This is a genomic window from Sulfuriferula nivalis (assembly GCF_009937995.1).
GTDB classification, from domain to species: domain Bacteria; phylum Pseudomonadota; class Gammaproteobacteria; order Burkholderiales; family Sulfuriferulaceae; genus Sulfuriferula; species Sulfuriferula nivalis.
In genome coordinates, this window is sequence record NZ_AP021881.1 from 2,635,987 (window position 1) to 2,661,075 (window position 25,089).

General features: G+C 45.2%; 27 protein-coding genes and 1 tRNA gene. 7 read left to right on the forward strand and 21 right to left on the reverse strand.

The window, feature by feature from the left end; genetic code table 11:
- Window positions 1-13 precede the first annotated feature (13 nt).
- From leuC to msrA, 3 genes are all read right to left on the reverse strand, one after another.
- Window positions 14-1,417: a 3-isopropylmalate dehydratase large subunit gene (gene leuC / locus SFSGTM_RS12950; protein ID WP_162085524.1), complete on the reverse strand. Its 1,404-nt coding sequence runs from the start codon at window positions 1,415-1,417 to the stop codon at window positions 14-16.
- A gap of 62 nt (window positions 1,418-1,479) precedes the next feature.
- Window positions 1,480-2,634, reverse strand: coding sequence for an MFS transporter (locus tag SFSGTM_RS12955; RefSeq protein WP_162085525.1), 1,155 nt, complete (start codon window positions 2,632-2,634; stop codon window positions 1,480-1,482).
- Window positions 2,627-3,181, reverse strand: coding sequence for a peptide-methionine (S)-S-oxide reductase MsrA (gene msrA / locus SFSGTM_RS12960; RefSeq protein ID WP_162085526.1), 555 nt, complete (start codon window positions 3,179-3,181; stop codon window positions 2,627-2,629). The genes SFSGTM_RS12955 and msrA overlap by 8 nt, the downstream gene beginning before the upstream one ends.
- 80 nt (window positions 3,182-3,261) lie before the next feature.
- Here msrA and SFSGTM_RS12965 point away from each other — a divergent pair, with 80 nt between their 5' ends.
- From SFSGTM_RS12965 to SFSGTM_RS12980, 4 genes are read left to right on the forward strand one after another with little or no spacing between them, the layout of a single operon-like run.
- Complete coding sequence (locus SFSGTM_RS12965; protein ID WP_162085527.1) at window positions 3,262-3,678, forward strand: hypothetical protein; 417 nt, start codon at window positions 3,262-3,264, stop codon at window positions 3,676-3,678.
- Window positions 3,671-4,312: an endonuclease III gene (gene nth / locus SFSGTM_RS12970; RefSeq protein WP_232526096.1), complete on the forward strand. Its 642-nt coding sequence runs from the start codon at window positions 3,671-3,673 to the stop codon at window positions 4,310-4,312. Before SFSGTM_RS12965 ends, nth begins: the two co-directional genes overlap by 8 nt.
- Complete coding sequence (locus tag SFSGTM_RS12975; protein WP_162085529.1) at window positions 4,309-5,397, forward strand: FIST N-terminal domain-containing protein; 1,089 nt, start codon at window positions 4,309-4,311, stop codon at window positions 5,395-5,397. The genes nth and SFSGTM_RS12975 overlap by 4 nt, the downstream gene beginning before the upstream one ends.
- Window positions 5,390-5,827, forward strand: coding sequence for a DUF1841 family protein (locus tag SFSGTM_RS12980; RefSeq protein ID WP_162085530.1), 438 nt, complete (start codon window positions 5,390-5,392; stop codon window positions 5,825-5,827). Before SFSGTM_RS12975 ends, SFSGTM_RS12980 begins: the two co-directional genes overlap by 8 nt.
- Here SFSGTM_RS12980 and SFSGTM_RS12985 read toward each other — a convergent pair.
- From SFSGTM_RS12985 to tpiA, 18 genes are all read right to left on the reverse strand, one after another.
- Complete coding sequence (locus SFSGTM_RS12985; RefSeq protein WP_174237418.1) at window positions 5,813-6,106, reverse strand: DUF2818 family protein; 294 nt, start codon at window positions 6,104-6,106, stop codon at window positions 5,813-5,815. The genes SFSGTM_RS12980 and SFSGTM_RS12985 overlap by 15 nt on opposite strands.
- A complete protein-coding gene (nuoN, locus tag SFSGTM_RS12990; RefSeq protein ID WP_162085531.1) occupies window positions 6,103-7,548 on the reverse strand; it encodes an NADH-quinone oxidoreductase subunit NuoN in 1,446 nt (481 codons plus the stop codon). Before nuoN ends, SFSGTM_RS12985 begins: the two co-directional genes overlap by 4 nt.
- A 19-nt stretch (window positions 7,549-7,567) precedes the next feature.
- On the reverse strand, window positions 7,568-9,055 hold the full coding sequence (locus tag SFSGTM_RS12995) for an NADH-quinone oxidoreductase subunit M (RefSeq protein WP_162085532.1): 1,488 nt from the start codon (window positions 9,053-9,055) through the stop codon (window positions 7,568-7,570).
- A gap of 37 nt (window positions 9,056-9,092) precedes the next feature.
- Window positions 9,093-11,105, reverse strand: a complete 2,013-nt coding sequence (gene nuoL / locus SFSGTM_RS13000) for an NADH-quinone oxidoreductase subunit L (protein ID WP_162085533.1) — start codon at window positions 11,103-11,105, stop codon at window positions 9,093-9,095.
- A gap of 31 nt (window positions 11,106-11,136) precedes the next feature.
- Window positions 11,137-11,442 carry an NADH-quinone oxidoreductase subunit NuoK gene (nuoK, locus tag SFSGTM_RS13005; protein WP_162085534.1) on the reverse strand — a complete coding sequence of 102 codons (306 nt, stop codon included), beginning with the start codon at window positions 11,440-11,442 and terminating at the stop codon, window positions 11,137-11,139.
- Between the two features lie 12 nt (window positions 11,443-11,454).
- Window positions 11,455-12,072: an NADH-quinone oxidoreductase subunit J gene (locus tag SFSGTM_RS13010; RefSeq protein ID WP_162085535.1), complete on the reverse strand. Its 618-nt coding sequence runs from the start codon at window positions 12,070-12,072 to the stop codon at window positions 11,455-11,457.
- 12 nt (window positions 12,073-12,084) lie between these two features.
- Window positions 12,085-12,573 carry an NADH-quinone oxidoreductase subunit NuoI gene (nuoI, locus tag SFSGTM_RS13015; RefSeq protein WP_162085536.1) on the reverse strand — a complete coding sequence of 163 codons (489 nt, stop codon included), beginning with the start codon at window positions 12,571-12,573 and terminating at the stop codon, window positions 12,085-12,087.
- A gap of 23 nt (window positions 12,574-12,596) precedes the next feature.
- Window positions 12,597-13,625, reverse strand: a complete 1,029-nt coding sequence (nuoH, locus tag SFSGTM_RS13020; RefSeq protein ID WP_162085537.1) for an NADH-quinone oxidoreductase subunit NuoH — start codon at window positions 13,623-13,625, stop codon at window positions 12,597-12,599.
- A 1-nt stretch (window position 13,626) separates the two neighbouring features.
- Window positions 13,627-15,975, reverse strand: coding sequence for an NADH-quinone oxidoreductase subunit NuoG (nuoG, locus tag SFSGTM_RS13025; protein WP_162085538.1), 2,349 nt, complete (start codon window positions 15,973-15,975; stop codon window positions 13,627-13,629).
- A gap of 8 nt (window positions 15,976-15,983) precedes the next feature.
- A complete protein-coding gene (gene nuoF / locus SFSGTM_RS13030; protein WP_162085539.1) occupies window positions 15,984-17,258 on the reverse strand; it encodes an NADH-quinone oxidoreductase subunit NuoF in 1,275 nt (424 codons plus the stop codon).
- Between the two features lies 1 nt (window position 17,259).
- Window positions 17,260-17,733, reverse strand: a complete 474-nt coding sequence (gene nuoE / locus SFSGTM_RS13035) for an NADH-quinone oxidoreductase subunit NuoE (protein ID WP_162085540.1) — start codon at window positions 17,731-17,733, stop codon at window positions 17,260-17,262.
- Window positions 17,733-18,986, reverse strand: a complete 1,254-nt coding sequence (locus SFSGTM_RS13040) for an NADH-quinone oxidoreductase subunit D (RefSeq protein ID WP_162085541.1) — start codon at window positions 18,984-18,986, stop codon at window positions 17,733-17,735. The genes nuoE and SFSGTM_RS13040 overlap by 1 nt, the downstream gene beginning before the upstream one ends.
- Entirely contained in the window at window positions 18,986-19,585 is a 600-nt protein-coding gene (locus SFSGTM_RS13045; RefSeq protein ID WP_162085542.1) for an NADH-quinone oxidoreductase subunit C, read from the reverse strand. Before SFSGTM_RS13045 ends, SFSGTM_RS13040 begins: the two co-directional genes overlap by 1 nt.
- A 19-nt stretch (window positions 19,586-19,604) precedes the next feature.
- Window positions 19,605-20,081: a NuoB/complex I 20 kDa subunit family protein gene (locus SFSGTM_RS13050; protein ID WP_087446148.1), complete on the reverse strand. Its 477-nt coding sequence runs from the start codon at window positions 20,079-20,081 to the stop codon at window positions 19,605-19,607.
- Window positions 20,072-20,428 carry an NADH-quinone oxidoreductase subunit A gene (locus SFSGTM_RS13055; RefSeq protein WP_162085543.1) on the reverse strand — a complete coding sequence of 119 codons (357 nt, stop codon included), beginning with the start codon at window positions 20,426-20,428 and terminating at the stop codon, window positions 20,072-20,074. Before SFSGTM_RS13055 ends, SFSGTM_RS13050 begins: the two co-directional genes overlap by 10 nt.
- Window positions 20,429-20,576: 148 nt before the next feature.
- A tRNA-Leu gene (locus SFSGTM_RS13060) sits at window positions 20,577-20,662 on the reverse strand.
- Between the two features lie 43 nt (window positions 20,663-20,705).
- Complete coding sequence (gene secG / locus SFSGTM_RS13065; protein ID WP_162085544.1) at window positions 20,706-21,083, reverse strand: preprotein translocase subunit SecG; 378 nt, start codon at window positions 21,081-21,083, stop codon at window positions 20,706-20,708.
- 36 nt (window positions 21,084-21,119) lie between these two features.
- Window positions 21,120-21,875: a triose-phosphate isomerase gene (gene tpiA, locus SFSGTM_RS13070; RefSeq protein WP_162086330.1), complete on the reverse strand. Its 756-nt coding sequence runs from the start codon at window positions 21,873-21,875 to the stop codon at window positions 21,120-21,122.
- A gap of 214 nt (window positions 21,876-22,089) precedes the next feature.
- On the opposite strand from tpiA, the gene pstS reads away from it, so the two are divergent.
- The 3 genes from pstS (at window position 22,090) to pstA (ending at window position 25,071) form a co-directional block, all read left to right on the forward strand.
- Complete coding sequence (gene pstS / locus SFSGTM_RS13075) at window positions 22,090-23,145, forward strand: phosphate ABC transporter substrate-binding protein PstS (RefSeq protein ID WP_162085545.1); 1,056 nt, start codon at window positions 22,090-22,092, stop codon at window positions 23,143-23,145.
- 115 nt (window positions 23,146-23,260) lie between these two features.
- Window positions 23,261-24,223, forward strand: coding sequence for a phosphate ABC transporter permease subunit PstC (gene pstC / locus SFSGTM_RS13080; RefSeq protein ID WP_162085546.1), 963 nt, complete (start codon window positions 23,261-23,263; stop codon window positions 24,221-24,223).
- A 2-nt stretch (window positions 24,224-24,225) separates the two neighbouring features.
- Complete coding sequence (gene pstA, locus SFSGTM_RS13085; protein ID WP_162085547.1) at window positions 24,226-25,071, forward strand: phosphate ABC transporter permease PstA; 846 nt, start codon at window positions 24,226-24,228, stop codon at window positions 25,069-25,071.
- Window positions 25,072-25,089 lie beyond the last annotated feature (18 nt).

Sequence of the window (25,089 nt, forward strand, 5' to 3'; positions counted from 1 at the left end):
TTAGCAGCACCTTTCAAAATTCACGCACATCAACAAAATGGCCAGCCAATGCCGCAGCAGCAGCCATTGCAGGACTCACCAAATGGGTACGCCCACCTTGCCCCTGACGACCTTCAAAATTTCGGTTGGAGGTTGCAGCACAACGCTCACCAGGCTCCAGCCTGTCCGCATTCATCGCTAGACACATAGAGCAACCAGGATCACGCCACTCAAAACCAGCAGCAATAAACAGCTTATCCAAACCTTCTTGCTCAGCCTGTTGCTTAACCAGACCGGAACCCGGCACCACCATCGCCAATTTCACATTTGCTGCTTTTTGACGACCTTTGATAACGGCCGCAGCGGCGCGCAAGTCTTCTATACGTGAATTTGTACACGAGCCTATAAACACTTTATCAATCGCAATCTCTGCCATCGGCGTATTTGCAGTCAGACCCATATAAGCCAACGCCCGTTCCCAGTCATTACGCTTAACTGCATCCGTTGCGTCAGCTGGATCAGGCACGCGACCAGTCACTGCCACCACCATTTCCGGTGATGTTCCCCAAGTCACTTGCGGTTGAATATCCGCGGCATTGAGCACAACCTCATGGTCAAACACAGCATCCGCATCTGACACTAAGGTCTGCCACCACGCAACAGCCTGATCCCACATTGCACCCTTAGGCGCAGCAGGACGGCCATGTACGTAATCTATGGTTTTAGCATCCACCGCAACCATACCTGCACGCGCGCCAGCTTCTATCGCCATATTGCATAACGTCATGCGCCCTTCCATACTCAAACCACGTATCGCCGAACCAGCAAATTCAAGCGCATATCCTGTACCACCTGCAGTGCCGATGACACCGATAATCGCCAATGCCACATCTTTAGCAGTCACGCCTGCACCAAGGTCACCTTCTACCAGCACACGCATGGACTTGGATTTCTTACTCACCAGACATTGTGTCGCCAATACATGTTCAACTTCGGATGTACCAATACCAAAAGCTAAAGCACCAAATGCACCATGCGTACTGGTATGCGAATCTCCGCACACCACGGTCATGCCAGGCAGAGTCAAGCCTTGCTCAGGTCCGATAACATGCACTATGCCCTGACGCACATCATTCATTTTAAATTCTTGTATGCCAAATTCAGCACAGTTCTGATCCAGCGTTTCTACTTGCAAACGCGAAATAGGGTCGGCTATACCCGCTGCCCTATGAGTAGTCGGCACATTGTGATCGGGCACTGCCACAGCGGCACCTGCACGCCACGGTTTGCGGCCAGCCAGTCGCAAACCTTCAAATGCCTGAGGACTGGTAACTTCGTGAACCAAATGCCTATCTATGTAGATCAACGCAGACCCATCGGCTTCTGTATGTACCAAATGCGCCTGCCAAAGCTTATCGTATAACGTTTGCCCGCTCATGAATCTAACCAATCTTAATAATCGAACCAGAAATTATACACAGACTCCAGCAAATTGATAAATCAGCACATTTTCGCCTCTAACTTACTCAGCTGGCTTGCAACCAGAATAGCGCCCACGGCCGCGCAAGCTGCCGCAATACTAAACACCCAAACGGCTCCCCAACTATCCCAAACCGCGCCCGCATACAGACCACCCAACGTGCCACCTGCACCATAAGTGACACTGTTATACAGGCCTTGACCTCGTGCCTGGTTACGGCCATGAAAATATCGGTGTATGAGTGCTACCGCCGATAAGTGATATGCGCCGAAAGTTGCTGCATGCAGAATCTGCGCAAATATTATCCAGCCTAAATAATCTATGCCCCAGGCGATAATAATGAATCGCAGCACAGCAATCAGCAATGTCGTCAGCAATATCCGCGCCATGGACACGTTAGGCAACCACCGCGGCAACCACATGAAAACAGCTATTTCAGCTATCACACCAAGTGCCCATAACCAGCCTACTGCGCTTTTACTGTAGCCATGCGCAACTAAATCAATAGAATAAAAAGCATAATAAGGTCCGTGTGCTACAGCCATCAGAAAACAGCCCAGCAACAAGCTCATGACCTCTGGTCGCCGTACCACATGCCATATATCTACATGCACTCGCGTTTGCGTATTAATTTTCGCATCAGGGATATAACTTGCCAACCAGCCTATCCCGACCATAATCGCCAGGATAGCCCACGGCAAATCACCCACTGGACGGAAATTCAGCCAATAACCCAACCCTAACACGGCTATCACAAAGCCTATGGAACCCCACAACCGTATCTGACCATATCGATGCGTATGCGACCCCAAATGCGACATCGTAGTTGCCTCAACCAAAGGCAAAGACGCGCTCCAGAAAAAACTCATTGTCGCCATCACCACAAACAACCACGCAAACTGACTACCGAAAAACACGCCAGCAAAACACAATAAACTTAACCAGGCCGTCAATCTCACCATAGCGGCACGCTTACCCGTTTTATCCGCCAGCCAACCCCAAATATTAGGTGAGAATATACGGGTCACCTGTAACAGCGACATCAACACCCCGATTTGCCAAGCACTAAACGACAGTGACTGCAGGTATAAGCCCCAATATGGCGACATCGCGCCGACAAATGCAAAATAAAAGAAGTAGAACCCTGACAGCCGCCAATACGGTAAATTAGCCACGCACTTCTACCCATTGTGGGAAGTGTTGCTGAAATTTAGCCACTTTAGGTGCCACCACATACTGGCAATAACCTTGCTGCGGATGCAATTCAAAATAATGCTGGTGCATTTCTTCCGCTCGATAAAACTCAGTAGCCGGACTTAACTCAGTTACGACCGGGCGATCCATTTTCGACTGTAATTGTGTTAACACTTCAGCAGACGTCTTCTTTTGCATTTCATCATAATAAAAAATAACCGAGCGATATTGCGTACCAACATCATTACCTTGACGATTTAATGTCGTAGCATCATGAATAGTAAAAAAAACATGCAATATATCTACCAAACTAGTCTGCTGTGTATCGTATGTAACTTGAACTACTTCTGCATGTCCGGTCGTACCCGTACACACATCCTCATATACAGGATCAGGTTGCGCACCGCCCATGTAGCCTGATACAACACGTATTACACCATGCATTTTTTCAAACACAGCCTCAAGACACCAGAAGCAGCCGCCGCCTAAAGTTACTGTTGATATTTCGTGATTATTTCCTGTTGACATTCAACTCTCTCACTTCCATATACCAAATACAAAAAAACAGGTTAAAATATGATTTTTTACTATCATGAAGGACGTTAGGTATGTCAGGTCATTTCCCTTTCAGCGGCAACACTAACCGTGTAAGCGTATTCGGTTTTTACGATCGTCACAACCTAAACACCACCATGCAAGAAAAGTATTATAAATGGTGGTACGACTGGGCGAAAAACTTTGTCATGAATGACCCAGACTTGAGCGCTGTTAAGGGTTATGAATTCAAAAACTACCCTTACGGCCAACACTCCCATACGGACTTCCATTTACGTCAAGGTTTATGGGCTACCACGCTAATTGATTTGGGTGGCTTCATTACAGGTACATTGTTTGGCAAAATGTCAGATGACGCCATGCATAAACTGGATGAAGATCATCACCACTTCCTGCATAAGCTTGAAGAAGAAGCTAAACAGAATCCACGTCCAGCATCACCTGAAATCGGCTGGTTCCGCCATTTCTAAACTCACCAGCAGTCAACGCCGCGAGATATTTTCCCGTTTCGCGGCGGTTAATCCCACCCCTACCACTGAACTCGAATATCAAAGCACATTTGAATTATTGGTAGCGGTTGTACTTTCAGCACAAGCAACTGATAAAAGCGTCAACATTGCCACACGCATTTTATTTAAAATTGCTAATACCCCTGAAGATATATTTGCACTAGGTGAACAGCGCTTAGCTGAATACATTCAGAGAATAGGCTTATACAAAAGCAAAGCCAGACACTTAATCGCGACTTGCCAAATTCTGGTTGAGCAGCATAACAGCATCGTTCCCAATAACCGCACCGAATTAGAAGCATTACCTGGCGTAGGACGTAAAACTGCAAACGTCATACTCAACACTGCATTTGGCGAAGCTGTCATGGCGGTGGATACCCATATATTTCGGGTATCTAATCGCATCGGGCTGGCGCCTGGTAAAACAGTACTAATTGTTGAACAAAAATTAATGAAAGCCATACCTAAAGATTATATGGTCAATGCACATCACTGGCTGATATTGCATGGCCGATACATTTGCAAGGCACGCAAACCTGACTGCACCCATTGCATCATTGCTGACCTCTGCAAATACAAAGATAAAACCGTATGATAGCCACCGGCATCGCAACGGGTAAAACCGCTGACCCTGCTATTGCAGCACAAGCAGTTGCAATGGCAATGGATAAGCTATCAGTTACTCACGCCAATAGTGTATTACTTTTTTTGAGCGATGCATTTGCACGAGACCCACAACCTGCACTGCTCGCTGCATCACGCCAGAGTCAATGCATACAAATCAGCGGTTGTAGTGCTGCAGGTATATTCACTGAACAAGACTGGGTACTTGACGCTCCTGCTGCCGCTGCCATGGTATTTAGCGGAAATCTGGGTCTAAATACTGCACACTCTCCTGAATCTGACGACTTATTGCTAGCACTGACAGCCCCTAACGCCATTAACCACAACTGGATTAAATCGCCAGGACAACGTTTCGGCGGCGTAGCCGGTGATGCTACTGGCCACGGCCTATACAAAGTTTGGAATAATGGAAAAATCAACACCGCAGGACACTGTGAACTATATTTGCCCAACACGACTGGTGCTATCGGCATATCGCACGGCATCCGCGCCTTAACTGCCCCTGTAACCGTTACCGAATCCAATGGCTACGATGTGCTATCTCTAGGCCGTCAATCTGCACTCAACCTGCTTGCCAGAGAGTTACCACTTGAGATTCGTGAGTTACCACGTATACCACTCCACCTCATCATGGCGGCAGAAGTCTACGGAGAGCCTGATTCGGCACTAATGGATGGTCGTTATCGTCTTATCCCTGTTATCGCCACCAACACTGACGACAGATCCGTGACGTTGGCATCTCGTTTAGCTGAAGGCAGCCAGATGTTCTGGGCTATTCGCCAACCACTCGCGGCAGAACGCAGCATGCGTGTTGCCGTTGATAGAACTGCGCAGATTTTAGGCCATGATCCGAAATTTGCGATTATCGCCAGTTCATCTGGACGTGGTCCTGGCTTCTATGGTGGCATAGATAAGGATTTACTTGCAGTGAAGTCATGCTTCCCCGACTTACCATTTATCGGCTTTTACGGCAATGGAGAAATTTGCTGGCTCAATGACAGCAACCAGTTATTAGAATACTCAACCGTTTTCGGACTTTTTGACTACAATGTTTAATCCAAGCAGACAGGACGCTCGCCAGTTTTATTTCACTACCTGGCGCAAATATCAAGATAAGCAACCTCTAGTAGGTGCAGAACTCATTGCTATTGATATTATGCTGACACATCCTGAATATCATGATTTACTAAATCAGCCTGAACGTTATGGCGAGCAGGACTACCCGCCCGAGCTAGGTGCAACCAACCCTTTTTTACATCTTTCCATGCACTTAGCGATTCATGAGCAACTATCCATCGATCAACCTGCTGGTGTACGTGGCCACTACCAAAAATTATGCGCGCTATTTCAAGACGAAATGCGCGCACAGCATGAAATGATGGACTGTTTAGCAGAAATGATTTGGCAGGCTCAACGACAGCAAACTGCCTTTGATCCTGCCATTTATTTTGAATGCCTGATTAAGAAAACCTTAACGACGCCATAAGTAACGATACACAAACCCCGGGAACGCAAGCACTATAAACATACTTGCTGTAACTGCATAAAACTCCCAATGCTGGGGATGTGCCACACCTGTCTTTTGTTCCAGCAGGCGACCTAAGAATCCCACAACAAAATACCAAATCACCATTTCCAATACATGCCATCCCAGCGCCTTATATTCCGTTTTCACTGGAATTACCAGCATCACTCTGTTGGTAAAAAAAGGAATATTGGCCGCAGCTAAAGCTACAACTAGCAATGCTAATACACTGGTATTCATAATGATTGCTGTATAGCGTAAGCACACAAAGCCATCAGCGGCTGAGGAAGTATGCCTAATGCTAATACACCTAAACCATTCGCACTCATCAAGAAAGCCACATCACCTTCAGGCTTAATCACATGCGTATCGGTTGCTTTATCAAAATACATAAGTCGAACTACGCGCAAATAGTAGAACGCGCCGATCAACGAGAAGATCACAGCTATAACTGCAAGCCAGGTATAGCCTGCATTTACTACTGCCTGCAATACAGACAATTTCGCATAAAAGCCAACGGTAGGTGGTACGCCTGCTAATGAGAACATGATGATCAACATCATAAACGCATACCAAGGATGACGCTGATTCAAGCCTTTTAAATCTTCCAGATTATCCGCCTCGAAACCTTTGCGTGAGAGCAGCATGATCATGCCAAACGCACCCAAACCAGTTATCGTGTAAGTAACAATATAGAACATCGCAGCACTATAACCATTGATATCTCCTGCGAGTAAACCTAACAGCAGAAATCCCATGTGCGAAATTGTCGAATATGCCAACATACGCTTAAAGTTGGTTTGTGCAATCGCAGTAATATTACCTATAGCCATAGACAACACGGCCATAATTATCATCATTTGCTGCCAGTCAGGAGACATAGACTGCAGTCCCTGCGCTAGGATACGCAACACAAAAGCAAAAGCGGCTATTTTAGTTGCCGTTGCAATAAACAAAGTAACTGCTGTAGGCGCGCCCTGATAGACATCAGGCAACCACATATGAAATGGTGCAGCACCAAGCTTGAATGCCAAACCTGCAATAATGAACACCAAGCCAAATACGAGTACAGTGTTATTAGCTACACCAGCCTGCAAGACCGTGGCAATTCTTGTAATATCCAAACTACCCGTTGCGCCATATATCATTGACATTCCATACAGCAACATCCCTGATGCCAAAGCGCCCAGTACAAAATATTTCATCGCGGCTTCACTCGATACTGCAGAGTCACGCTGCAATGCAACCAGCGCATAAAGTGACAAACTCATCAACTCCAACCCCATGTACAGCGTAAGCAAACTACTTGCAGAAATCATCACCATCATGCCCAAGGTAGCAAATAGCACCAGCACAAAAAACTCACCCTGGAACATGCCACGTGCATGAATGTATGAACGTGAATAAACCAACACAACAGCCACTACAAAATACAACATTAATTTCAACGTATCTGACAATAAATCATCAATAAACATGCCATGCATTGCATACGTTGGAACACCTGTTGCCGTTGTCAGCGTCAACCAACCACAGCCTAACAAAGTTAGCAAACTGAGTATGTAAGTAATAAAACGCTGTTCATCACTCAAAAACAAATCAATAAGTAGAATTAACGACACCGCTGCCAGCAAAAATATTTCTGGCAACAATGGCAACACATCCGTAAAAGCGAGATTCATCCGTATTCCTTCTTATGCTTTAAGGCAACTTACTGATTGCAACATGCGCAAGCAGATTATTAACTGAGGTATGCATGACTTCGGTATATGGCTTAGGATATAAACCCATAGACAATACCAGCACAGCCAAGATTGCAAGGAAACTAAATTCTCTCGCGCTCACATCTTTCATCTCATTTACATGTGGATTAGTAACTGCGCCAAAAATCACGCGCTTATACATCCACAAGGTGTAAGCCGCACCAAAAATTAATGTTGTAGCAGCCAAGAAGGCATACCAGAAATTAACCTTGATAGCACTCATGATCACCATAAACTCACCGATGAAACCACTCGTACCTGGCAAACCTGAGTTAGCCATAGAGAACAGCATCAGAAATGCCGCAAATATCGGCATCTTATTTGCCACGCCACCATAATCCGAAATTTGACGTGAATGCAAACGGTCATACATCACACCAACACTCAAGAACATCGCAGCGGAAATAAAGCCATGTGAAATCATCTGAATCAAAGCACCCTCAGTCCCAATCGCGTTGAACATGAAGAATCCCAAGGTCACAAAACCCATATGTGAAATCGACGAGTAAGCAATCAGCTTTTTCATATCCTGCTGCACAAGTGCAACCAGGCCGATATAAACCACAGCTATCAAGGAAATGGTGACGATAAAGCCTGTCATGTAATGGCTTGCATCTGGTGCAATCGGCAGATTGAAACGCAAGAAACCATAAGCACCCACCTTAAGCGTAATTGCCGCCAATATTACCGAACCACCGGTAGGTGCTTCGACGTGGGCATCTGGCAACCAAGTATGCACTGGCCACATTGGTACTTTTACCGCAAAGGACAGGAAAAAAGCCATGAACAGCAAAATCTGCGCTGACATCGCAATAGGTAAACGATGATAATCAAGAATTTCGAAACTACCACCCGATTGAAAGTACAAGTACAAAAATGCAACTAGCATTAACAGTGAACCGAGCAGCGTATACAAGAAGAATTTAATCGCAGCATAAACTCGACGCGGACCACCCCAGATACCAATCACCAGAAACAATGGTATTAACATTGCTTCAAAGAACACGTAGAACAAAATCGCATCCAAGGCTTCAAACACACCAATAATAGCGCCAGACATGAATAAAAATGCGGCCATATATTGCGACACTTTGGTTTGAATAACTTTCCAACCAGCAATCACGACCAAAATAGTTGTGAAGCTAGTAAGTAATACAAATGGCATAGATATACCATCTACTCCGAGATGATAATTGATATTGTATGTAGGTATCCATGGCATTAATTCTTCAAACTGCATATTTGCGGTCATCGTATTAAAGCCCGTATAAAGCGGTACAGTAACCGCAAAAGATACGATAGCACCTATCAACGCAATCCAGCGCGCCATGCTTGCATTACGATCCGACCCTGTTGCCAACACTAGCGCACCAGAAATAATCGGCACCCAAACGGCCAAACTTAAAAGTGGGTATCCAGCTAACATAAAATCCCTATTCTAATTGTATTGCTTTAAATTATGGTCAAGCTACGCGCACAAACCACGTCACCAAGGCGAACACGCCGATAATCATGGCAAATGCGTAATGATAGATATAACCTGATTGCCACTTGCGCGTGATAGTTGAAAACCAACCTACTAAATGTGCTGCTCCGTTAACGAAGAAACCGTCTATTATTTTCACATCTATTACACGCCAGAAAAAACCACCTAAAGCACGCGCTCCACCGGCAAAGAACCAGGCATTAAACGTGTCAAGACCATATTTATTATCCAATATATTATAGATAACAATGAAACGCTGTTTAATCGCTTCCGGAATATCTGGACGCTTCATATAGAAAAACCATGATAGCGCCACGCCAGATATTGCTAACCACAATGGCAAACTGGTCAAGCTATGCAACGCCATAGCAGTTGAACCTTGATAATCAGCTTTCAACTCCTCCATTGCTGGGTGCAATGTGTTATTAATAACAATGGCCCCATGGAAATAGTCTCCAAACAACATAGGCTGAATCGCAAAATAGCCTATTAATAACGATGGAATAGCCAGCAATATTAATGGGATGGTTACAACCAAAGATGATTCATGCGGAACACCACCGTGATGCCCATGATCATCATGTCCATGTTGATGCTCATCGTGACTGTGCGTATCAAAGCGTTCTTTACCGTGGAACACCAGGAAATACATGCGGAAAGAGTAAAAAGCCGTGACAAAAACGCCTGCTACTACCGCGAAATAGGCAAAACTTGCACCAGCCAAACCATGCTCCATCGCAATGTGTGTCGCCTCGATGATACTGTCCTTGGAGTAGAACCCAGAGAAGAATGGTGTACCTATCAACGCAAGCGAGCCTATCAGGGACGTTATCCAGGTAATCGGCATATACTTGCGCAAGCCACCCATATTGCGAATATCCTGGTCATGATGCATACCCATAATGACCGAACCCGCTGCTAAGAACAGTAAAGCTTTGAAAAACGCATGCGTCATTAAATGGAACACTGCGACTGAGTACGCTGAGGCTCCTAGTGCAACAGTCATATAACCCAGCTGTGACAATGTAGAGTAGGCAACCACACGCTTAATATCATTTTGGATAATACCCAAAAAGCCCATAAATAACGCGGTAATCGCACCGATTACAATCACAAAAGACAATGCGGCCTGAGACATTTCAAACATAGGTGACATACGCGCCACCATGAAAATACCCGCTGTCACCATAGTTGCTGCATGGATCAATGCAGATATAGGTGTAGGGCCTTCCATTGAGTCAGGCAACCAAACATGCAGTGGAAACTGAGCTGACTTACCCATCGCACCAATGAATAACAGGATACAAATCACAGTAATCAACGACCAGTCCATACCAGGGATGATACTGACGTGTGTCGAAGCCATCGCAGGCAATTGAGCGAATACAGATGCGTAGTCCAGCGTACCAAAGTACGCTAGCACCATGCCAATACCAAGCAAGAACCCGAAGTCACCTACACGGTTTACTAGGAATGCTTTTAAGTTCGCATAGATTGCTGTTGGACGAGTGAACCAAAAACCAATAAGCAAATATGACACTAAACCAACCGCTTCCCAACCAAAAAACAGTTGCAGGAAGTTGTTAGACATTACTAACATCAACATTGAGAATGTGAACAATGAAATATAGCTGAAGAAACGCTGGTAGCCTGGATCTTCTTTCATATAACCGATAGTGTAAATATGCACCATCAATGATACAAACGTCACTACTAACATCATCATTGCAGTCAGACTATCAATTAGGAAACCGACTTCCAGGCGTAGATCACCAGTAGTGATCCAAGTGTATACCGTCCCATTAAATACATGTCCTGCCTGCACATCCTGGAAAATCACCCAAGAAGCCCAACATGACACAGCGACACCTGCAATAGTGACGATATGCGATAGCGTGCGGCCTATAGCCCAGCCAAACAATCCTGCTACTATCGCACCAAACAATGGTGCAAGCGGGACTAAAAGATAAAGTTTTTGAATTTCCGTCATGGTTGATTCCTGTCAGATGCCTAACGCATCATTAGCCTTTAAGTTGATCCAAATCGTCCACGTGTATGGTACGCAAGTTACGGAACAGCACTACCAGTATCGCCAGTCCAATTGCCGACTCTGCTGCTGCCACGGTCAAAATAAAGAACACAAATATTTGCCCTGCTGTATCCCCCATAAAATGGGCAAAAGCGATGAAATTCATATTCACTGCCAATAGCATTAACTCTATCGACATCAATAAAATAATGACATTCTTACGATTGAGAAATATACCCAGCACACTGATGGCAAACAGAATGCCAGCCAATATCAAATAGTATGATAACGAAACCATGTCACGCGCTCCTTAAGACTTAGTAGAAGATGGCTGTTCAGCGGCCATACTTACGAGACGCACACGATCGGCACGCTTAATTCTGACTTGTTGCGCAGGATCTTGATATTTACTGGTTTTACGTTTACGCATAGTTAATGCAATCGCAGCAACAATGGCGACCAGCAATACTACAGCAGCCAATTCAAATGGATAGACATAGTCAGTGTAAAGCAAACGACCCAACTCTTTGGTATTGCTATAATTGGCTGCGTGTTGAGCAGGTGCAGGAACTATATCCAGACCAAAACTACGACTACCTAATACCACTGCCATCTCTATCACCAGCATTACTGAGACAAAAGCCGCTAATGGTAAATAATCCCAAAAACCTTCACGCAATCTGTCCAGATTAATATCCAGCATCATCACCACAAACAGGAACAGAACCATAACCGCGCCTACATATACCAATACCAAGGTAATAGCCAAAAACTCGGCTTCAAGCATCAGCCACAACCCTGCTGCTGTAAAAAAAGCTAACACCAGAAACAATGCCGCATGTACTGGATTACGTGTAGTAATTACGCGAAATCCCGCAAACAACAAAATTGCTGCAAAGCCAAAAAATACGATAGTTTCAAAATTCATTGTCTATACACCTTATCGATATTTAGCATCGGCAGCACGAGCCGCTGCAATTTGATCTTCGTGCTTGTCACCAACAGCCAACAACATTTCCTTGTTGTAATACAGGTCACCACGTTTTTCACCGTGATATTCCAATATGTGCGTCTCGACTATGGAATCCACAGGGCATGACTCTTCGCAAAATCCGCAGAAAATGCATTTGGTCAGATCTATATCATATTTCGTGGTACGACGAGTCCCATCATCACGCTGTTCTGATTCTATGGTGATGGCCATAGCTGGACATACTGCCTCACACAATTTACAAGCGATACAACGCTCTTCGCCATTAGGATAACGACGCAACGCATGTAAACCACGGAAACGCACTGACTGAGGTGTTTTCTCTTCAGGAAATTGCACTGTGATTTTGCGTGCAAAAAAATGCCGCCCAGTCAGGCGCATACCTTGCAGCAATTCCAACAACAGCAAGCTGGTAAAAAAATGTTTTATCGCTTTCATCAAATCACTCCATTATTCCACGCTTAGTGGAATAAATATCCGTAAGGGGTTTGCATCATTGCGCCGACAAACAGCAACCAGACCAAGGTAATAGGGATGAACACTTTCCAACCCAAACGCATAATTTGATCATAACGATAGCGAGGAAACGTGGCGCGGAACCATAAGAATAAGAATAAAACAAAACCTATTTTGAACATCAACCATACAAAACCTGGTATCCAGGTAAATGGCGCGATATCAAATAAAGGCTGCCACCCACCCAAGAACATGATCGAAGTCAATGCCGCAATCAAAATCATGTTGGCATATTCAGCCAGGAAGAAAACAGCAAATGCCATCCCTGAGTATTCAACATGGAAACCAGCGACAATCTCAGACTCACCTTCAGCCACGTCGAATGGTGCACGGTTGGTTTCAGCCACACCCGCGATCAAATAAACGATAAACATAGGGAACAACGGTAACCAATACCAGCTAAAAACTCCGCCCGTTTGGCCTTTCACAATGTCGACCAAATTCAGACTTTGCGCTGCCATTAACACCCCTACCAAAGCGAAACCCATGGCTATCTCGTAAGACACAATTTGAGCTGCTGAACGCAAGCTTCCAAGAAATGCGTACTTGGAGTTGGATGCCCAACCCGCAATAATCACGCCATACACACCAACAGAGGTCATCGCCAGGATATACAACAAACCTGCGTCAACATTCGCCAACACCATTTCTGGTGAAAAAGGAATAACGGCCCAAGCTGCCAGCGCAGGTGCTATGGTCAATACAGGCGCAAGCACAAACAAAAACTTATTCGCGCCACTCGGTATGATGATCTCTTTCATCAATAGCTTGATACCATCGGCTATCGGTTGTAATAAACCCTTAAAACCTACGCGATTTGGACCTATACGTACCTGCATGTAACCTATGACTTTGCGTTCAGCATAGGTCAAATAAGCTACAGCTATCATCAACGGACCAACAATGGCAATGATTTTGGCCAGATTCCACACCAGTGGCCAAGCAGCACCAAACAAATTTTCTAAAAAGGCCATGTTATGCGCGCTCCAACTTGATTTCACCCATCATTGCACCCAAGCCAGCTGTCAGGGGATGACTAGCAACCAGTCGAACACATTCATCGGCTACCGCGTTATCGAGCTCGCTGCGCAGGGTTAAACGTACACCTGCTTGCTCGACAACAACGAGTCCACCCGAAACCACATTCAGCTTCTGCATCAGCGCTGCATTCATACCAACACCGACAAATTCGCTATCTTGTGTTTTCTGCAAAGATTCAGCACGACGAACTATGGCATCGGCTTGATACATAGGGACTGTTCCAACACGATATACACCTTTGGCTATAGTTACATCACCAACATCAAGTGTAGATAACCCATTGCTCAATGCGGTCTTCGGCAAGTCTCCTTGTGGTAGGAAAGCTCCACGCACTTCTTCTACACTGTCCAAATCGAATCCATTCAGACCCATCATCGTGCCAAGCACTCTCAATACTTTCCAAGCCGGACGAGTTTCACCCAAAGGTTTAACTGCACCATTGAAAGTCTGAAGTTTGCCCTCTACGTTAATGAAACTACCTGCTGTCTCAGTAAATGGTGCAATTGGCAAAAGGACATCAGCATACTCTAACGCGTTATGTTTATATGCACTCATAGCAACAACCATATCGGCACTTTGCATCGCTTTTATCGCTAGTGCCGGATTATTACAATCCAACTCAGGCTCAACACCCAGCAACAAATAAGCTTTACGCGGGTTCGACAGCATCGCATCAGCATTTAAACCCGTTTTAGTACCCACAGGTGCTGCACCAGCAACATAAGCACCTATACTATTTGCTGCTTCACCCAAGAAACCTAAAGTAGCGCCAGTCATCTCTGCAATGCACTGTGCCAAGGTATGCAAATCTGCATATTGTTGATGATGTTGTGCCATGTTTCCCAGGAACACTGCTTTGCGCTCGCCACTATTCAAACTGGTTGCAATCGCAACGCTATTAGCGTCAGCAACCACACCAGCTAATTTTGCAAGTAATTCAGCAGGTATCGCCTTGCCTGTTTGCGCAGCCAATGCCAACAGAATTTGTGCCAGCGTTTGCACCATGGCTTGTGGAGCAACAATAGCCTTGTGAGCAACCTTCATTAACAAATCATCATCTACTGGATTTACCAGACTAAACTGCGCACCATGCCGTACTGCATTGCGCAAACGATGAGCCATTAACGGATGATCTTGACGCAGACTACTACCAATCAACAATATTCGGTTTAACGTGTCCAGATCAGCAACGGGCATACCTAACCATGGAGCGCCCATTACACGTGCATCGGCACTAAAATCAGCCTGACGTAACCGCGTATCCACATTACCTGAGCCCAAACCACGCACTAATTTCTGTAGTAAATATAATTCTTCTATTGTTTGATGCGGTGTTGCTAATGCACCTATGCTATCAGCGCCATGCTGCTCACGAATTTGTTTCAATCCATTGGCGACATACTGTAGCGCAGCTTGCCAGTCAACTTCTATCCATTTACCGTCCTGTTTAACCATAGGCTGAGTTAAACGCTGCGATGAATTCAAGCCTTCATAGGAAAAACGATCCTTATCCGATAACCAGCACTCATTAATCTCTTCATTTTCCAGTGGCAGAACTCGCATAACCTTATTGTTCTTAACCTGCACAGCCAAATTGCTGCCTAAGCCATCATGCGGGCTAACAGATTTGCGACGTGACAGCTCCCAGCTACGGGCGGTATAACGGAAAGGTTTGCTGGTTAACGCACCAACGGGACACAAATCAATAATATTGCCGGACAACTCTGAATCTATGGTTTTGTTGATAAATGGCATGATCTCGGAATGCTCACCTCGACCAACCTGACCCATTTCCATAATCCCTGCGATTTCCGTACCGAAACGTACACAGCGTGTGCAATGGATGCACCGTGTCATATCAGTTGAAACCAAGGGACCCAAATCCTTTTCTTTGACTACACGCTTTTCTTCTTGATAACGCGAAGAGCTACCACCATAGCCCACAGCCAGATCCTGCAAACTACATTCCCCACCCTGATCGCAAATTGGGCAATCCAGAGGATGATTAATTAACAGAAACTCCATCACGCCTTTTTGCGCTTTAACGGCATAATCCGATTTGGTAAATACTTTCATACCTTCGGTCAATGGCGTAGCGCAAGCTGGCATCGGTTTGGCAGCTTTCTCTACCTGTACCAAACACATACGACAGTTGGCCGCTATCGACAATTTCTTGTGATAACAGAAAGAGGGAATATAAACACCAATCTGCACGGCAGCATCCATAATTGTGCCGCCTGTAGGTACAGCCACTTTCGTGCCGTCAATTTCGATTTCTAGCATATGTTCACCTAAACCATGCACTTGCCATGTTCGATGTGGTACTCGAATTCATGACGATAATGTTTGAGCATCGCTTGTACTGGCATTGCAGCAGCATCGCCAAGCGCACAAATAGTTCGACCACCAATATTATGAGCAACGTCAGCCAGCAGGTCTAAATCCTCTGGACGACCTTGGCCATGTTCAATACGATGAATAACGCGATATAACCAGCCTGTACCTTCTCGACAAGGCGTACATTGTCCACAAGACTCTTCAAAGTAAAAATATGACAAGCGCTCCAACGCTTCTACCATACATACCGTTTCATCCATGATAATGACTGAACCCGCACCTAGAGCCGAACCCGCCTTGGCAATTGAGTCATAGTCCATAGTACATTGCATCATAATCTCAGCTGGTAACACTGGGGTTGAAGAACCACCAGGTATACAGGCTTTGAAGGTATGCCCAGTGCGTATACCACCCGCCATTTCTAATAGCTCGGCAAATGGCATACCCATATGCACTTCATAATTTCCAGGCTTGTTAACATGCCCAGACACCGAGAATATTTTGGTACCGCCATTATTCGGCTTACCTAACTCCAGAAATTTTTGCCCGCCTTCACGAATGATGTAAGGGATACTTGCAAATGTTTCCGTGTTATTGATGGTTGTGGGTTTGCCATACAAACCAAAACTTGCTGGGAATGGTGGTTTAAAGCGCGGCTGACCTTTTTTACCCTCAATGGATTCCAGCAATGCGGTTTCTTCACCGCAAATATAAGCGCCATATCCATGATGATTAAACAGATCAAAACTAAAATCTGTTCCCATAATCTTCTCACCGAGAAAACCTGCTGCACGCGCTTCCTCTAAAGCAGCTTCCATGCGTTCATATGTTTGCCAAATTTCACCGTGAATATAGTTGTATGCACGCTTTACACCCATAGTGTAAGCAGCGATTGCCATACCTTCTATTAATGCGTGTGGATTCAACAACATAATGTCGCGATCTTTGAAAGTACCTGGTTCACCTTCATCAGAATTACATACCAAGTATTTGTCACCCTGGTAATGACGTGGCATAAAGCTCCACTTCAAACCTGTTGGGAAACCCGCACCACCACGACCACGCAATGCTGATTTTTTAACTTCTGCAATAATAGTCTCAGCCGACATAGGCTCGGTTAGCACTTTACGCAAAGCACTGTAACCACCATTGGCAACATAAGTTTCCAACTTCCATGACTCAGGAAGGTGAGCCGTATTGAATATAACTTCTCCGCCTTTAATAACCATATCAGTTCAACTCTTTAAGAATAGCGTCGATTTTCTCAGACGTGAGAAAACCTTCCATACGATGATTATTGATAAGGCACACAGGCGCATCACCACATGCACCCATGCATTCACCTTCTTTCAATGTGAATTTGCCATCAGTCGTGGTTTCACCAAAACCACAATCGAGACGCTGCTTCACATGTTTTGCCAACTCAGGTGCACCCATCAGCATACAAGAAATATTGGTACACAATGTCACTTTGTACTTACCGACAGGTGCGGTGTCATACATATTATAAAAAGTCGCGACCTCGGCTACTGCAATTGCAGGCATGCCTAAATAGTTCGCTACAAAATCCATCGTTTCAGTTGCCAGCCAACCTTTTTCAACTTGCGCAATCCGCAGAGCTGACATGACGGCTGACTGACGTTGATCAGCTGGATACTTAGCGATCTCACGATCGATTTGGGCTAATGATGCTGGGCTCAACATTATCGGTCTATCTCCCCAAACACTATATCTTGCGTACCTATGATAGCGACTACGTCAGCAATCATATGGCCACGCACCATTTCATCTAGCGCTGCCAGATGTGGATAACCTGGGGCACGAATTTTAAGGCGATAAGGTTTATTAGCGCCATCAGACACCATATAAATACCAAACTCGCCCTTAGGGTGCTCTACCGCCGCATAAGCCTCACCTTCAGGCACATGCATACCTTCCGTAAACAGTTTGAAGTGATGGATTAGCTCTTCCATATTTTGCTTCATATCGTTACGGGACGGTGAAGCCACTTTGTGGTTATCCGTAATCACAGGACCCGCGTTTAGCTTCAACCAACTAATACATTGCTTGATAATACTGTTTGACTGACGCATTTCTTCCATGCGCACCAAATAACGATCATAGCAATCACCATTCACGCCAACAGGAATATCAAAATTCAACCTGTCATAAATTTCATAGGGTTGTTTTTTACGTAAATCCCACTCGATACCGGAGCCACGTAACATAGGTCCCGAAAAACCCAGTGCCATCGCACGCTCAGGACTGACCACACCGATACCTACGGTACGCTGCTTCCAGATACGGTTATCCGTAAGCAGTGTTTCATACTCATCCACATAGCCATCAAAACGACGAGTGAAATCCTCCAGAAAATCCAGCAAGGAACCCTGGCGATTCTCATTCATACGATTAATCGCAGTTTCATTATGAATCTTGGATGCTTTGTATTGCGGCATAGTGTCTGGCAAATCGCGATACACACCACCTGGACGATAATACGCAGCGTGCATACGTGCACCGGATACGGCTTCGTAGCAATCCATCAAATCTTCACGCTCACGGAATGCATACAAGAACACCGTCATCGCGCCGATATCAATCGCATGCGCACCCAACCACAGCAGGTGATTCAAAATCCGTGTTACTTCATCAAACATCACACGAATATATTGCGCACGCTCAGGCACTGCAATACCCATTAATTTCTCAATCGCCATGACATAAGCATGTTCATTGCTCATCATGGATACATAATCCAGCCTGTCCATATATGGCAATGATTGAATATAGGTTTTGCTCTCAGCCAACTTCTCAGTGGCACGATGCAGCAAACCGATATGCGGATCTGCACGCTCAATAACCTCGCCATCCAGCTCCAGCACCAGGCGCAATACGCCATGTGCTGCTGGGTGCTGAGGTCCAAAGTTCATAGTGTAATTACGTATATCAGCCATTACGCAGCATCTCCATAATTCGCTACACGTACTATACGCGGCGTAATTTCACGCGCATCGATACTGACAGGTTGATAAATAACACGCTGCTGTTCAGGGTCGTAACGCATTTCAACATTACCTGACACAGGAAAATCCTTACGGAAAGGGTGCCCTACGAAACCATAATCGGTCAGCAAGCGACGTAAATCAGGATGACCTTCAAACACAACGCCAAACAAGTCAAATGCTTCTCGCTCAAACCAGTTTGCTGCTGGCCAGACAGGTATCATGCTATCCAAAATAGGGAAATCATCATCATTAGCAAATGCACGCACACGTATACGGCGATTTTTATTGATAGATAGCAAATGGTAAACCACTGCAAAACGCTTACCCTGCCACAGACCTTCCTGATAATCAGAATAGTCCATGCCACACAGGTCGATCAGCTGCTCAAAACGCAGACCAGGATTATCACGCAACGCCATCATGACATCTCGTAAATCCTGTGCACGCACTTCTATCGTTAACTCATCCAGCGCCACCACCTGGCGAACCACTTTGGTTCCCAGCGCAGTCAACACGGTGACCGACAAACTTTCTAAAGATGGATTCATAAGAACTCGCTCTTAAATCTTAGCGCGCAATAGTATTAGTGCGCTTGATCTTGTTTTGCAACTGAATAATGCCGTACAGCAAAGCTTCAGCCGTAGGTGGGCAACCCGGAACATAAATATCGACTGGTACAATCCGGTCACAACCGCGTACAACAGAATACGAGTAGTGATAGTAGCCACCACCATTCGCGCATGAACCCATTGATATAACCCAACGCGGCTCAGCCATTTGATCGTAAACTTTGCGCAACGCAGGTGCCATTTTATTGCACAAGGTACCCGCAACAATCATGACATCAGACTGTCGCGGACTTGGTCTAAACACCACACCAAATCTATCCAGATCATAACGAGAAGCACCCGCCTGCATCATTTCCACAGCGCAACATGCCAGACCGAAGGTCATGGGCCAGAGCGAACCAGTGCGCGTCCAATTTATCAGTTTATCAGCCGTGGTCGTTACAAAGCCTTGTTCTAAAACGCCTTCTATTCCCATTCCAGCGCTCCTTTCTTCCACTCATATACGAAACCGACAACCAAAATAGCCAAAAACAAAACCATCGCCAAGTACCCAAACATACCGATTTCTTGCAGCACGATTGCCCAAGGGAACAAAAATGCGATTTCCAGATCGAATAGTATGAATAAGATTGCTACCAAATAGTAACGTACATCGAATTTCATACGCGCATCTTCAAATGCTTCAAAACCACACTCGTAAGGTGAAAGCTTTTCACTATCAGGATGATTAGGCGCAAGCAACCAACCCAACACCATTGGGCCAACACCAACTGCTAATCCAACCAGCACGAATAGCAAAACAGGAAAATAATTTTCAAGCATGGAAACTCCTAGCCACTACACAGCCCATCAGTTTAATTGCCATAAAAGCACTGCGTCAAGTTTAAAAAATTTGTTCAGATTCACACAAACTTTTTAAGCATTCAATCCCACAGCAAGCTGCAGCGTCGCGCTTGCGTGTAAATACTTGTGGTGCCGACGGCGAGACTCGAACTCGCACAGCTTTACGCCACTACCCCCTCAAGATAGCGTGTCTACCAATTTCACCACGTCGGCCTATTTGACAGGACGGATTGATAATCCGCCCCACGGCACATCCTTATTTAGGAATTTCACCAGCTTTTGACTGGCTATTGCCTGGAACTACTGAACCTGCAGGTGCAACAGGTGCAATCGCACTTGCTGGTATTACAGGTGGCATTACTTGCAATTTTTGTTGCGATTGCATTACGCCTGCAGACTGTACGCGATGCCCTGAATAATAGGTCAACACCAAACTAGTCACAAAAAAAACGGCCGCCAACACTGCAGTGGTACGACTTAAAAAGTTTGCAGATCCTGAAGAACCAAACAAACTGCCCGACGCACCACTACCAAATGACGCACCCATATCAGCACCCTTACCTTGCTGCAACAGCACCAAGACAATAACCGACGCTGCCGATAACAAATGCAAAATTAAAATTAAAGTTTCCAATGCATATCCTTATAACGCGCAAATATTAAACAAATATTAAAATTGCGCAGCCTTACATATCGCAATAAACTCATCGGCGACAAGTGAAGCACCACCAATTAAACCACCATCAATATCGGGTTGACTAAATAACTCGGCAGCATTCGCTGCTTTTACACTACCGCCATATAGAATCATCAAGCCCTGAGCAATGCCTGCATCCAAACCAGCAATCTTCTGCCGAATAAACGCATGTATAGCCTGCGCTTGTTCAGGACTTGCTGTCTTACCCGTTCCTATCGCCCAAACTGGCTCATAAGCAACAACTGCTTTAGCCAATGCTGACACACCAGCAACTTCTATAATTGCATCGATTTGTCGAGCAATAACTGATTCTGCACATCCTGATTCACGCTCATCCAATGTTTCACCCACGCAAAGCACCGGGGTCAATCCAGAAGTCAATGCCGCCATAAACTTTGCGGCAGCCATCTCATCCGTTTCACCAAATATTGCACGACGTTCAGAATGCCCTAACAACACATACTTACAACCGAAATCCAGCAACATTGAAGCAGCAACTTCACCAGTAAAAGCGCCTTTGGCATGCTTGCTAACATTCTGCGCACCCCAGGCAATCGCTGAACCTGTCAATTCATGCTGCGCTTGTGGGATATATGGTGCAGGAGGAAATACCGCACAAGATACGTTACGCAGCCCAACTAATTGAGTTCGCAAAGATAACAACAATGCCTGGTTATCCACCAAGTTGCCATGCATCTTCCAATTACCAGCAACCAGTTTTTGCCGCATCGCCATACCCCTACTCCGAAAACCCTAGATAGTACACACAACACCCCTCTTTGGTCAATCCTTAGTCAGCGCTAAGACTTGATTAAATACATTTCTTTATACTGTCACATTCTTGTAACATTCACACACTAACATGGTAAACAGTATCAGCAAATGATGTTTATCTCTGCTACTGGCAATACTGCAACTTCATCAATCTTTTGGGAGCACAATTATGAAATTGAATAAATTGACCACTCGCACTTTAGCGAGCACATTATTATTAAGCGCAGGATGGGCATTTGCTGCAAGCACCCAAGCTGCAGAAATCACCGGCGCAGGCGCAACATTTCCATACCCTATTTATTCAAAATGGGCTGAAGCATACAAGGCTAAAACTGGTGTAGGTTTAAATTACCAATCCATTGGTTCTGGTGGTGGTATCAAACAAATTAAAGCAAAGACAGTTGATTTTGGCGCGTCTGACATGCCTTTAAAGCCTGAAGTATTAGCTGAAGCTGGTTTAATGCAATTCCCAGCTGTTATTGGTGGTGTTGTGCCTGTTATCAACGTTGAAGGCCTGACCCCTGGTCAGATCCATCTAAATGGTCAAGTGTTGGCTGACATATTCATGGGTAAAATCCTGACCTGGAATGACCCAGCGATTGTCGCACTTAACAAAACAGCAAAACTTCCTTCTACACCGATTACCGTAGTTCACCGCTCAGATGGTTCTGGCACTACTTTCATCTTCACTAACTACTTATCCAAAGTAAGTGCAGACTGGAAGACAAAAGTAGGTAATGACACAGCAGTTGCATGGCCTGCAGGTGTAGGTGGCAAAGGTAACGAAGGTGTTGCATCTTTCGTACAACGTATCAAAGGTTCTATTGGTTATGTAGAGTACGCATATGCCAAGCAGAACAAAATGACTTACACCATGATGCAGAACAAAATGGGTACTTTTGTTGCACCTGACGACACCACTTTCCAAGCTGCTGCTGCAGGTGCTGATTGGGAACATGCACCAGGCTTCTACGAAATTCTGACTGATGAAGCTGGTAAAATGAGCTGGCCTATTACTGGCGCAACATTCATTTTGATGCATAAAGCTCAAGACAAACCAGAGAATGCTAAAGAAGTATTAAAGTTCTTTGACTGGTCTTACGCTAATGGCGATCAAATGGCTACTGATCTGGACTATGTACCATTACCAGACAGCCTGGTTAAATTAATCGCTAAATCTTGGAAAAATGATATCAAAGCAACAGACGGTAAAGCAGTCTGGTAAAATTCATTGCGGCACTTGGGGCCGCGATGAATCGAAGGGGAGCAAGTAGAACTTACTCCCCTTTTTTAAGCACTACAAGTGCCGCGTCACGCACAATATCTTAGATGGTACTACTATGAACAACACCTTATCTGATCGCAGAACTAAACGTTTCGTCATACAAGACACTTTATTTCGTAATGCGACTAAACTGTTTGCTTTTATCGTGTTAGCTTTACTGTTCAGCATCATCATTTCACTCGTAGTTGGCAGCATGCCATCTATTAAAGCTTTTGGTTTACATTTCCTTATCAGCGACCAATGGAATCCAGTGACCGAACAATTCGGCGCGTTAGTTCCCATCTTTGGCACTGTCACCACCTCCGTAATTGCATTGCTTTTGGGGGTACCTATTAGTTTTGGTATCGCGCTGTTCTTAACTGAAATCTCACCTAATTGGCTGAAGCGCCCGTTAGGTATTGCCATCGAACTGCTTGCAGGCATTCCCAGTATCATTTACGGTATGTGGGGTTTATTTGTCTTTGCACCATACTTCGCCGACAACATCCAACCATGGATGATAGACAAACTAGGCCCTCTCCCCATGGTAGGCTTTCTGTTTCAAGGCGCACCTATGGGTATAGGCATGCTGAATGCAGGATTAATCCTGGCCATCATGGTTATTCCATTTATTGCATCTGTGATGCGCGACATGTTTGAAATTGTCCCCCCGATGCTGAAAGAATCTGCCTATGGCTTAGGCGCAACGAAATGGGAGGTGGTACGTAATATCGTATTACCTTATACCAAAGTTGGTGTTGCAGGCAGCATCATGCTGGGATTAGGTCGTGCGCTGGGTGAAACCATGGCCGTCACCTTTGTCATCGGTAATGCGCATAACCTAAGCAGCTCACTAATGATGCCAGGCAACAGCATTTCTTCAGCACTTGCTAATGAGTTTACAGAAGCTGACGGCGTGCTCTATACCTCATCACTGATAGAGCTAGGTTTGATTTTGTTTATTATCACTTTAATCGTTCTTAGTATTTCCAAACTCATGCTACTGCAATTAAGCAAAAAAGAAGGAGCTAAGAGTTAATCATGATTACTCTCTATCAGCGTCGTAAATTAATTAACAACTTTAATCTATTTTTTGCATGGGTCACCATGTTTATTGGGCTAGCTGCGCTTGGCTGGATATTATGGACACTACTGAGCCACGGCATACATGGCATAAAGCTGTCGTTATTCACACAAAACACACCAGCTCCGGGTAGCGAAGGCGGCTTGCTCAATGCCATTGCAGGTAGTTTTCTGATGTCAATCACCGGTGCGCTAATAGGTACCCCTATCGGCATTATGGCAGGCACCTATCTCGCAGAATTTGGTGGACGCGGCTGGCTAGCGCCAACTACGCGATTTATTAATGACATTCTGCTATCGGCGCCGTCTATTGTTATTGGTTTGTTTGTTTATGCTGTGTATGTAGCAACCACCCACCACTTCTCTGGTTGGGCTGGCACTTTCGCATTGGCTTTACTCGTCATACCTGTCGTTGTACGCACCACCGAAAATATGTTGCGTTTAGTTCCACACACACTGCGTGAAGCTGCTGCTGCCTTGGGTGCACCGCAATGGAAAGTAGTTACTATGGTCACTTGGCGCGCTTCTAAAGCAGGCATGATGACTGGTGTATTACTTGCTGTGGCGCGCATCACTGGTGAAACGGCACCACTGTTGTTTACTGCCTTAAACAATCAGTTCTGGAGTAGCAACATGAATGCGCCTATGGCCAACTTACCTGTTGTAATTTTCCAAATGGCTATGAGCCCCTACGATAACTGGCATGATTTAGCCTGGTCCGGCGCATTACTTATAACTTTCACTGTTTTGTTACTAAGCATACTTGCGCGCGTACTCTTCCGCCAAGAACGCTCAGCTCATTAATTCCAATTAGAAGGCACA